This window comes from Acinetobacter sp. ABJ-A23_2 (assembly GCF_044538765.1).
Lineage (GTDB): Bacteria > Pseudomonadota > Gammaproteobacteria > Pseudomonadales > Moraxellaceae > Acinetobacter > Acinetobacter nosocomialis_A.
In genome coordinates this window covers 1-10,924 of the sequence record NZ_JBIUCP010000071.1, presented here as the reverse complement: position 1 = coordinate 10,924, position 10,924 = coordinate 1, and the positions used below count along the sequence as shown (strand labels likewise).

Genomic DNA, 10,924 nt, shown 5'->3' with positions numbered 1-10,924 from the left:
TAATGAGCTATGTTTAATAAATTTTAATAAAATTGTGATGCATTTCACATAAAAATACATATAATACAGAAAATTTTGATTTATTAAGTTTATGTTAAAAGTAACTGCTGCTTTATTAATATTGGGAAGTTTTGCTTGCTATCTCCTGTTGGGAAATGAAGAAAAAACTGAGACCAAAAGTTCACACATGCTTAAAGAAGCTCAGCAATCGATTAAGAATGCTGAACTATCTATTCAAAAAGCAAAACGAAATATTCCCACTGCATCGTATCAATAACTGAGCCAATAAAGATTATTGTTTATTAAATAATCTTTTGACTGAAATTTTATTAAGATGTAAGCGCTGTAAAGAGACAAATGCATGAGAATGAAGTTTATTGCATATGACCCTAACTCTGGTGAAAAACTAAGCTTGAAAGAGCATATTCATCACATGGATAAATACACAACTTATGTTTTTTTTAGTGATGAAAAAGACAACATGGTATTTAACCCGCAGAAAAAACAGATATTTGAAATCAGTCAATATACTTCAAACATGATGGTTGAAATTTCAAGAAAGTTATACTACTTAATTGGTGAATATTAGTTCATCTTTTATAGATCAGCACGAATATAAGTCATCGTTCTTAGTGATGACTTAATGCACTATGTGTCAGTCTATAGATACTTTAGTATAATAGTCGGAATTATGTTTTTATCTTATACTCTTCTCAAATATTGTATGAAATACAAATAATTATTATTACTGCTTAAATCCTGAAATGAGGTAAGGTAATCATTTGCTCATCAATTATTACCTTACCGATCTATTGCAAGAGTAAATAATAATTCTCTTGTTTTTGTGATTAGGCAGAGTAGACGAGATATAAGACTAGATTTTTTAAATACTTTTTATAGTGGAATAGTATATTAATTTAAGAGTCTAAAAAATTTAATCAATAACCTAATGACTGGTTATTGAAACAGTTCACAGTCCGCATTCTTCCCCAAGGTGCGGACTTTTTTTATCCATGAAATGATTAAATAAAGACCTATACTTATTTCTAAAACTTATCTTATTCAAATACTTTATTTATTTTTATGATGATTTTTTTATTTATTGATTTCAAATATTTTTTTAGTTGAGTCGAACTTATGTTCATCTCTTAACGTGTTAAAACAAAACCTATTATTTTATTATTTTCTTTTCTATGTCAGAATTATTAAATACTTCATTTTCATAGTTTGGCTTTGTCCATTCTCTTCTCGCATTTTTGCAGGTACTCCCTATGTTTTACCATTTTTATTCATCACTACATTTATTCATGCTATTTCCCAAAAATATCAATTAATAAAATTATAAATCTAAAAGGGAATAGATAAGATGAATTTAGAAGTGCGTTGGGTAGAGGATCTCCTCACATTAGAACGTGAACGCTCAATCTCAAAAGCAGCAGAGAAAAGATTTATTAGTCAGTCTGCATTTACTCGAAGAATTCAGCAAATTGAAGAAATGATTGGCGCGGAAGTCATCATTAGAAACAACAAGAACAATATCGAATTTACCGACATTGGACGAATTTTGTTAGTCATGTCTAAAAACATTGAAAAGCAGGTAGAGGAGACCGCAAAACTCATCAAAAATATTAAAAATGAAACTGAATCTACCATTCGTTTCTGTGTTGTTCATTCATTAGCTTCAGGTTTTTTAACAACATTTTTAAAGAAATTTCCTACTCTTATTCGTGATTTAAAAATTGAAATTGTCGCAACGAATAGTGGAGAAGGTCTGTCTTTGTTAAAAGAAGGTGCCTGTGATTTCATGATTTGCTATGCGGATAAAAGCAATATTAGAAAAGTTGGAGATGATATTTTAAGTGGTATTAAAATTGCTGAAACAGTTATTGTTCCTGTTTCTGCCACTGAGCCTGACCATAGTCCTAAACATACAATACAAAGTAATTTTGCTTTGCTTGCCTATAGCAAACACGCTTACTTAAGAAAACTGGTAGACCAACTGATAGAAGGTAAACTGGTTTATAAAACGTTATATGAAACGGATAATGCGACTAACTTAAAAGAACTGGTTTTACAGGGTTTAGGGGTTGCATGGATTCCGAAAATTAACGTTGAAGAAGATCTTGCAGCTGGAAAATTGGTTATTTTAGATCAGCAAGAATATTGCCTTGCTCAAGATATTTATATCTTCAAAAATAATTTGAGTGATAATAAATCGGTACAACAAATATGGAATGGTTTTAAAGCCCAGCAAGAACAATAACGCATACTCATTCGCAAGATGAAGTACACGATATTTATATATAAATTAATCAAATAAGTAGATTATGCTTGGGTCTTTACGATGAAAGGCATTATAAAGCATTGCCCCTCGTCTAAGTTCTTTGCTAATTTAGAGTAAATTTCAATAAGTCGAAAGTAGGGTATAGAAATTTTTCTATTATTTATGCCTGCTTTTGACTTATTTCACTGGATTATTGAGTCCAAGCGGAGACAATTTTGTTTGATCTAGACAGTAGATTATTAAATATTTTTTATCATATTTATCGGTTCAAAAGTGTTTCAATGGCTGCAGATGCTATTGGTTTAACACAGCCGAGTGTAAGTAACGGTCTAAACAAAATTCGCCAACATTTTAATGATCCTTTGTTTATTCGAGTTGGAAATGAAATGATTCCGACCGAACTTGCAAAGCAGATTTTCCCTCTTATTAGTGAAGTTATTGATAAAGTTGAAAGTATTAATAACTTTAATGTGAACTTTGATCCATTAACCTCAGATCAGCTATTTACTATAGCAATGACTGATGTATCACATTTGGTTTTATTGCCTCAGTTAACCAACTATTTAAAAGAAAAAGCACCTCTTATTCGTTTAAATATTAGACCGATTACGCCAGAAACCAGCTATCAAATGGCAAATGGCGAAATTGATTTGGCAATAGGTTTCTTGCCCCAATTAGAAGAAGGTTTTTATCAACAGAAGTTTTTCCGTCAACACTATGTCGTGATTAGCTCAAAAAGCCACCCGCGTTTAGACCCGAATAACTTTACTTTAGAAGATTATATGCGTGAATATCATATCGATATTGATGCAGGGATTGGGCATTATCACATTAAAAATGAGCTGCAAAATAAAGGGTTGGATCGAAACATTTTAATTCGCTTACCAAGTTATTTAGGAGTGGGATTGGTCGTTCAGGAAACAGATGCAATTGCCACTGTTCCATATTATTTAAGCCAAGTTTTATTGGTTAGAGAGAATTTACAGATTTTACCTGCACCGCTTGATTTTCCAACTTATGACGTTAAGCAACATTGGCATATGTCTTGTCACCATAAGAGTAGCCATAAATGGTTCCGTCAAACTTGCTATGAGCTATTTAAAACAGCTTAAGAATTTTATTTATAAAAAAAGAAGATGTAAGAAAAGTCCTTACATCTTCTTTTATTTTTTAATTAGATTTCAATTGCAACAGCAGTTGCTTCACCGCCACCAATACATAGGGCAGCAACACCTTTCTTTTTACCTAAGCGTTTTAATGCATAAATGAGAGAAAGGATAATTCTTGAACCCGTAGCGCCAATTGGATGGCCTAAAGCACAAGCGCCACCATGTACGTTCACTTTAGCTTCATCAATTCCTAGCTCATGAATTGGTGCCATTGCTACCATTGCAAAAGCTTCATTAATTTCCCAAGCATCTACTTCATCAACTGACCAGCCAGCACGCTCAAGCACTTTTTGAATTGCACTAATTGGAGCAATGGTAAATTCACTCGGATGTTGTGAGTGAGTTGAAGTTGCAACAATTTTCGCCAAAGTATTTAAACCATGGCTTTGAGCATATTCTTCAGTAGTAAGTACTAATGCAGCAGCACCATCAGAAATTGAGCTTGAGTTTGCAGCTGTAATTGTACCGTCCTTACTAAAAGCGGGACGTAGGGTCGGAATTTTCTCAAGATTTGCTTTTAATGGTTGCTCATCTTGATCAACAACTTCCACGCCTTTACGTGTTTTTACTTCAACGGGAACGATCTCTTCTTTGAAGTAACCTTCTGTAATGGCAGTTTGTGCTTTTTTAAGTGAAGAAATCGCAAAGTTATCCATTTGCTCACGGGTAAAGCCTTTGGTGTTTGCCATATCTTGAGCAAATGAACCCATTAAACGACCTGTTTCAGCATCTTCAAGACCATCTAAAAACATATGGTCTTTAATTTCACCGTGGCCCATACGGTAACCACCGCGAGCTTTCGGCAAAATATAAGGTGCATTGGTCATAGATTCCATACCACCCGCCACAATGATATTGGCACTGCCTGCTTTTAAAGTATCTGATGCCATTAATACAGCTTTCATTGCAGAGCCACAAAGTTTATTAATGGTGACAGCTCCGACATGATCAGGTACACCTGCTTTACGCATAGCTTGTCGAGCAGGGCCTTGGCCAATACCTGCACTGAGTACGCAACCGAAAATCACTTCATCTACTTGTTCAGGTTTAACACCTGCACGTTGGATCGACTCACGGATGACAGCAGCACCAAGTTCTGGTGCAGTTAGAGAAGATAAACTACCCTGAAAACCACCCATTGCAGTACGGCTACCTGAAACTATAACTATTGAACTCATCTTAATATCTCTTATTGGTGTATTTGCTAAATTTGCCTTTAGCCTAAACCAAAGGCGCCACTAAATTAAAAAGTTGGAGGGGTGTAACTGAGTGTTCTTCCAAAGAACCACAGCAAGAATAAAACTAATGGAAAATGCACAACGAGCTGAGTCACTGTAAACCCAATCACATCTTTTGCTTTTAGCTTTAAAATGCCTAACATTGGAAGCATAAAAAATGGATTGATTAAGTTTGGTAAAGCTTCGGCTGCATTATAAATTTGTACAGACCAGCCCAAATGAACCTTTAAATCATTTGCTGCTTGCATAACATATGGGGCTTCAATAATCCATTTTCCACCACCTGACGGTACAAAGAATCCAAGTACAGCAGAGTAAACTCCCATCACAATCGCAAAGGTTTCTTTTGATGCGATTGAAACAAAAAACTCGGCAACATAATGAGACAGCGATAAATCCTGACTGTTTAAAGCTTGCGTCATAATAAAGGCGATACTTCCGTAAAGTGGAAATTGAATTAAGATTCCTGATACAGCCGGAACTGCTTTTGCAACAGCATTTAAGAAGTTCCGTGGTGTGCCATGTAAAGCTAACCCAAGCATTAAAAACACGAAGTTGTAGGTGTTGAGACTTGAAATGGCAATGATGGGATTGCTTTTTGAAAATTCAAAAAACATCCAGATTAAGCCTAATGCCACTACAATGATCGTTAAAATAGGCGAGTTTTCTAACCAATCGCCCGGACGATTAGTTTTCTCCTCATGTGGCTTGTCTTCTTCAAACTGAACATCAAAACTATCAATCGTTTTAACATTATTGCCTTTTGGGGCTGAAAAATATGCAATAGCGATTGAAACAATCACTAAAATAATGGTCATCGCAATTGATTGCCAAAGGAAAATCGTTTCGGTAAATGGAATAACACCAGTCAGGTTGTAAATTGACTCAGGTAAGCTACTTTTATTTGCCTGAAGCTGTGCTGCCGAAGAGCTGATTCCTAGTGCCCAAGTTGCACCCATACCAATGATTGCTGCCGCAGCTGCTGCGCGGTAATCCATATTCAGCTCTTTACGTTTTGCTAAAGCAATTACCAAAAGCGCTGTAAGAATTGTGCTAACAGCCCAATTGACCAATGAAATTAGCAAACTAACGGTTGCTACCAAAACAATAGCACCACGACCAGAATTTGGAATACGTGCCATTTTTTGGATGAGGTATTTGACTGGCTTAGATACAGAAACGACATAACCTACAATAATGAGCATAGTCATTTGCAGGGTAAATGGAATAAGACTCCAGAAACCGTTACCGAAAGAAGTTGCCACATCGTGAATTGGGGCGCCAATACCCAAAGCGGCAATAGACACAATAATGACGCCGAGTAATGCAAAAATATATGAATCAGGAAACCATTTTTCAGACCAGTCACTAATCCGAAGAGCAAATCTTTCAAAAATTCCTTGCTGTTTTTCCATAGCTGAAAAATCCTTCTAGTTCTTATTTATAGACAGCACATCCGGTGCTTAAAAGGTTAAGACCCAAGCTCACTTTCTAACTTAAGTCTTATATTGCTTACTAAAAATTTAATTTTATGCGACTAAGGTTTTGTAAAATTCGACGCCTGTAGCAGCTTGAATCTGTTCAAGCGTGACATCTTTAGCAAGTTCAATCAGCTCTACGCCTTGCGGAGTAATATCCATTACACCTAAGTCAGTAATTACGCGGTGAACCACACCTTTACCTGTTAAAGGTAAACTACAGTTTTTCACAATTTTTGGCGTACCATCTTTTGCGCAGTGTTCCATAAGAACGACAACTTTTTGGACACCAACAACCAAGTCCATTGCACCGCCCATACCTTTGACTTTCTTGCCCGGAATCATCCAGTTCGCTAAGTCACCATTTTCAGAAACCTCCATTGCACCTAAAATTGCAATGTTGACATGACCGCCCCGGATCATGGCAAAAGATTCTGAGCTTGAGAAAAAAGCAGCGCCAGGGCGAGCAGTGACTGTTTGTTTACCAGCATTAATTAAATCAGCATCTACAGTTTCTTCAGTTGGAAACTCACCAATACCTAAGAGGCCATTTTCAGATTGAAGCCAAACATTAATATTTTCAGGAATATAGTTGGCAACTAGAGTCGGTAAGCCAATACCTAAATTGACATAAAAACCGTCTTCAAGTTCTTTTGCAGCACGTTGTGCCATTTCGTTACGTGACCAAGCCATTTTATACTGCCTCCGTGCTTAAAGTTTTATGCTCAATACGTTTCTCTGGAGATGCATTAAGCACAATGCGGTTTACATAGATACCCGGCAAATGGATTTCATCCGGATCCAATTCACCAATTTCAACAACCTGTTCAACTTCTGCGATTGTAATTTTTCCAGCCATCGCACATTCAGGGTTAAAATTTTGAGCAGTTTTACGGAATACTAAATTACCTGCTTTGTCAGCTTTATATGCTTTCACAAGAGCCACATCTGCTGTTAACGATTCTTCTAAAATGTAGTTTTTGCCATGAAAGGTACGTTCTTCTTTACCTTCAGCAATGAGAGTACCCACGCCAGTTTGAGTATAAAATGCAGGAATCCCGGCACCGCCAGCACGTAACTTTTCAGCTAAAGTACCTTGTGGTGTAAGTTCTACATCAAGTTCACCATTTAAATATTGGCGCTCAAACTCTTTGTTTTCACCAACATAAGAAGAAATCATTTTTTTGATTTGTTTGGTTTTAAGCAAAATACCTAAACCAAAATCATCTACACCTGCATTATTTGAAATACAAGTTAGACCAGTTACACCACTTTGCTTAACTGCAACAATTAGTTTTTCAGGAATTCCGCATAAACCGAAACCGCCAACAGCAAGTGTTTGATTGTCTGCAATTACATCTTTCAGTGCTGCCTCTGCATTGGCATAAACTTTATTCATTCTGTTGTTTTCCTATATCCCTTAGTAATTTAGTTTTAGCATCACATTTTGCGTTATAGAAGTTAATTTTTTTAAAGGATTAATAAGTATAATCAATGAATGGTATCAAATTTATAACAAAATATCAGTTTTACACTGGGCAAAAATTGTTAAAAAATAATCACAAGCTACTGAAAATTATAATAATTAATAAATTTATCTTAAACGTGTGCTTAATTTATCTTAAAAGACAGTCTTTAATTTTTTAAAATTTATATTGAATCAAAGCCTCGATAAATTGAGTAGAAATATTTGAAATTTCAAAATTCTTCTTATAAACAATTCCTACAGTCTTATGAATAGCTTCATCCTTTAACTCAATCAACACGTTATGTTCTTTATCAATGTGTTTTGCGAAGTGTCTTGGAATTGCACTTACCCCAATACCATAAGCCACAAAACTTGAAAGTGATGAAATTTGGTGACATTCCACTTTTAAATCGAGCGTTATATTATTTCGCAAACAATTTTGCTCAACTAAATAACGAACAATTGAAGGTTTTTGCAAAGTTACGAATGGATTTGAGCAAAGCTCATGCCATGTAATAGAAGATGATTGAGCAAGTGGGTGGGTCTTTGGCAATAGAGCCAAGAAATCTTCTTCAAATAGCGGTTTAAACTCTAAGCCTTCGGTAAGATCTGGTTCAAAGCAGATACCAAGCTCAAAAATACCATCTTGTACTTTTTCTATAATGGTCTCATTTGGAATATCGTGAATTGAAAAATTAAGATTGGGATGGACAGCTAAAAATTGATGAATGACTTCAGGCAAAATTGCGTGAGTCACAAAGGGCATAGATGCAATACTTAAAGTTCCCCGATTAAGCTTAAAGCGTTGTTTGACATCATTTTCCATTTCATCCCAATTGGCGAGTAATTTTTTAGCATAGGGAATAAGGGATTTACCTTCTTGCGTAAGCTCAACACGGCGTGTATTACGGTTAAACAATTTACCACCTAGTTCTTCTTCTAAACTTTTGATGGTAAGACTTAAGGCAGATTGGCTTAGATGTAGCTCTAAAGAAGCATTGGCATAGTTAAGTGTACGCGCAAGAGCTAAAAAAGCTTTTAGTTGTTTAAGCGTCATTTCTTACCTTTAAATTACTCAACTTACCTAGAAGAGTAATTTATACGAAAATTTGCCTAATATGATGTTTTTTGAAAAAATTATGAAAAAGAATGATCATTACCTTACTTAATAAAGTACAGGCAATGAATTTGAATATATTGAACTACTTTAGTAAGTTGTCCCAACAAAAGTCATCTCTATTATTTGCAAAATATATGAACATGCCAATTAGCTGAAAAAATAAATAGCCCATCCAAATTTTTTGAGGGGCAACTTTCAAACCCTCTAATAATATAGTTATAGAATAGATAGTGATCATGAATGTGAAAAAAAGAATATACGTAGTACTTACTATAAATTTATGTTTTGGGGCTAATTGAGGAATTTTATATCCAATCAAAATTTGCATTCCCCAATTTATAATGAGTGTAATTATAGTCAAAAGTAATTTTGGTGCATTTAAGCTTTCTAAGGAAACGTGTTCGATTAGAAAAATAGTTTGCCATAGTATAGTGCAAGAAAATATATCTACATGAAACTCGCCCTTATTTCAATTAAAATATTTGTGAAGTTTAAATTCTTTAGAACTTAATTTAAAAGATAAATGAAATTGTGCAAAGGTAAAATTGATGAATAAAAATGTTCTTGGCTTAGTGTTGATACCATTTATATTGAATGGTTGCGTTAAAAAAGCAGAAGAAAAAACTACAGAGAACGTAGAAAATACAGCAATCACAAAGGTGAAAGAATTGCCTCCAAAAGAAGAGAATGCTATTCCTGCCATGATAGCGCGCAATTTTGTTGTGAAGTTTGAACAGCCAAAAATTTGTGGGCCTAATCCAGATGTTGAGGGGATTGTATGTACTTCTAAAGAAGCTATTGCGCTTAAAAGTAATATTAATTGGATTGATCAAATAATTGATAAAGAAATCCGTAAAGATTATGCAGATGCTCTTACCCCTCCATCAGAAAAGCAAAAACAATTAAATCAAACCCAAGCTGAAGGTCTTAATAATTGGTCAGCTAGTGTAGCTTATCGTTTTAATGGACAGTTTGGTCAATATGTGCAACTTTCAAAAGTTAGCTCGGAATATTCTGGTGGAGCACATGGCATATCCACTTTTGAAGATTATGTTTTTGACTTAAAAAGTAAAAAACGGATTGGATTAAAAGATATTGTAGTCACTGGAAAAATGAATGCACTTAAAGACGAATTGTGGAAACAATATGAATATTGGTGTCAAGAAAAAGATATGGAACCCTATATTACTAAAGAAGATTTTAAAGTAAGTGAAAATTTCTACATCAATCAATCAGGTGGTATTACATTTGATTTTCAGCTTTATGAATTAGCTCCATATGCTGCAGGTCCTGTGAGTTTAGAGCTAAGTGATACAGATCAACTGATTAAATCAGATTTTTTACCACCAATGCCTGTTTTAAAAACTGAAGTGTAGAGGTTCATATTAATTTGTAAATTGCTTAAACCACCTTCGGGTGGTTTTTATTATTCTTAACTGTTAAATTTAACTCATTATTAAAGTGGATAATATCATGAAAAAAATACTTTTATTGGGTTTTGTCGTTTCTTTGGTTGGGTGTGCCACAACGCCTATTTCGACAACTATGGCAAAGCAATCACCCAAAGAACGTTTATTAGCTTATCAAGAAAATAAAGATGGTTATGCTGAAGTTGAAATCACTAGAGATACTGGCTTTCTAGGTAGCGCTTGTTATTTAAGTGTTCTCTTTCGTAATGAAACTATTGGACGTTTTGATACAGGTGAGAAAGCAACATTTTATTTACCAATAGGGCAATGGAGTATGGCAGTGGCACCTGATCCCGAAGGAAAAGGACTGTGTGCTGGATCAAGCTTTAACCCTGCCTTTGAGAAACAAAATATCAAACCAAATGTTAAAAATATTTTTCGCATAAGTTCTGGTCCATATCGTAGACCTAGATTGTTACCATTATAAATCAGATATAAGTATTGAATTTTATTGGATTACATTTATGCAGAATCAAAATAACCCAATTGTTAATAATATAGACTGATAAGTGTAAAACTGAACGTCCAATGCTAGCTGACTTTGCTACTGTAAAGCTCTTAAGTGAAATGCTTTACAGTTAATAGAACTAATATTTTGATAAAAGCCCTTATTAGGGGGCTTTTGTTTTTTATTTGATAAAGAATGTTTTAAAAAATACATTATTTAATTTTCGTTATTAAATAATATAGAGGTATTA

At 34.5% G+C, this 10,924-nt stretch carries 12 protein-coding genes; 6 read left to right on the top strand and 6 right to left on the bottom strand.

The window, feature by feature from the left end; genetic code table 11:
- Nucleotides 1–91 precede the first annotated feature (91 nt).
- The 4 genes from ACH63V_RS17200 to ACH63V_RS17185 all read left to right on the top strand — a co-directional run bounded on the left by ACH63V_RS17200 (nucleotide 92) and on the right by ACH63V_RS17185 (nucleotide 3,396).
- Nucleotides 92–277 carry a hypothetical protein gene (locus ACH63V_RS17200; RefSeq protein ID WP_263613685.1) on the top strand — a complete coding sequence of 62 codons (186 nt, stop codon included), beginning with the start codon at nucleotides 92–94 and terminating at the stop codon, nucleotides 275–277.
- A gap of 90 nt (nucleotides 278–367) precedes the next feature.
- Nucleotides 368–589, top strand: coding sequence for a hypothetical protein (locus tag ACH63V_RS17195; protein ID WP_000668585.1), 222 nt, complete (start codon nucleotides 368–370; stop codon nucleotides 587–589).
- Between the two features lie 777 nt (nucleotides 590–1,366).
- The gene (locus ACH63V_RS17190; protein WP_019459097.1) at nucleotides 1,367–2,263 is read left to right on the top strand and encodes a LysR substrate-binding domain-containing protein; all 897 of its coding nucleotides are present in this window, start codon (nucleotides 1,367–1,369) and stop codon (nucleotides 2,261–2,263) included.
- 236 nt (nucleotides 2,264–2,499) lie between these two features.
- Nucleotides 2,500–3,396, top strand: a complete 897-nt coding sequence (locus ACH63V_RS17185; protein ID WP_004887299.1) for a LysR family transcriptional regulator — start codon at nucleotides 2,500–2,502, stop codon at nucleotides 3,394–3,396.
- Nucleotides 3,397–3,458: 62 nt separating this feature from the next.
- Here ACH63V_RS17185 and ACH63V_RS17180 read toward each other — a convergent pair whose 3' ends face one another.
- From ACH63V_RS17180 to ACH63V_RS17155, 6 genes are all read right to left on the bottom strand, one after another.
- Nucleotides 3,459–4,631 (bottom strand): thiolase family protein, encoded by a 1,173-nt coding sequence (locus ACH63V_RS17180; RefSeq protein WP_151792971.1) that lies wholly within the window; start codon nucleotides 4,629–4,631, stop codon nucleotides 3,459–3,461.
- 65 nt (nucleotides 4,632–4,696) lie between these two features.
- Nucleotides 4,697–6,106: a short-chain fatty acid transporter gene (locus ACH63V_RS17175; RefSeq protein ID WP_396464192.1), complete on the bottom strand. Its 1,410-nt coding sequence runs from the start codon at nucleotides 6,104–6,106 to the stop codon at nucleotides 4,697–4,699.
- Nucleotides 6,107–6,220: 114 nt separating this feature from the next.
- Entirely contained in the window at nucleotides 6,221–6,862 is a 642-nt protein-coding gene (locus tag ACH63V_RS17170; protein WP_014206696.1) for a 3-oxoacid CoA-transferase subunit B, read from the bottom strand.
- Between the two features lies 1 nt (nucleotide 6,863).
- Nucleotides 6,864–7,568 (bottom strand): CoA transferase subunit A, encoded by a 705-nt coding sequence (locus ACH63V_RS17165; RefSeq protein WP_019459101.1) that lies wholly within the window; start codon nucleotides 7,566–7,568, stop codon nucleotides 6,864–6,866.
- 244 nt (nucleotides 7,569–7,812) lie between these two features.
- Nucleotides 7,813–8,694 (bottom strand): LysR family transcriptional regulator, encoded by an 882-nt coding sequence (locus ACH63V_RS17160; RefSeq protein ID WP_049065395.1) that lies wholly within the window; start codon nucleotides 8,692–8,694, stop codon nucleotides 7,813–7,815.
- Nucleotides 8,695–8,839: 145 nt separating this feature from the next.
- Nucleotides 8,840–9,202, bottom strand: a complete 363-nt coding sequence (locus tag ACH63V_RS17155) for a hypothetical protein (protein WP_396464193.1) — start codon at nucleotides 9,200–9,202, stop codon at nucleotides 8,840–8,842.
- Between the two features lie 103 nt (nucleotides 9,203–9,305).
- Between ACH63V_RS17155 and ACH63V_RS17150 the strand changes: the two genes are divergently transcribed.
- Both ACH63V_RS17150 and ACH63V_RS17145 read left to right on the top strand, forming a co-directional pair.
- Complete coding sequence (locus ACH63V_RS17150) at nucleotides 9,306–10,133, top strand: RsiV family protein (protein WP_396464190.1); 828 nt, start codon at nucleotides 9,306–9,308, stop codon at nucleotides 10,131–10,133.
- 97 nt (nucleotides 10,134–10,230) lie between these two features.
- A complete protein-coding gene (locus tag ACH63V_RS17145) occupies nucleotides 10,231–10,653 on the top strand; it encodes a hypothetical protein (RefSeq protein WP_396464189.1) in 423 nt (140 codons plus the stop codon).
- Nucleotides 10,654–10,924 lie beyond the last annotated feature (271 nt).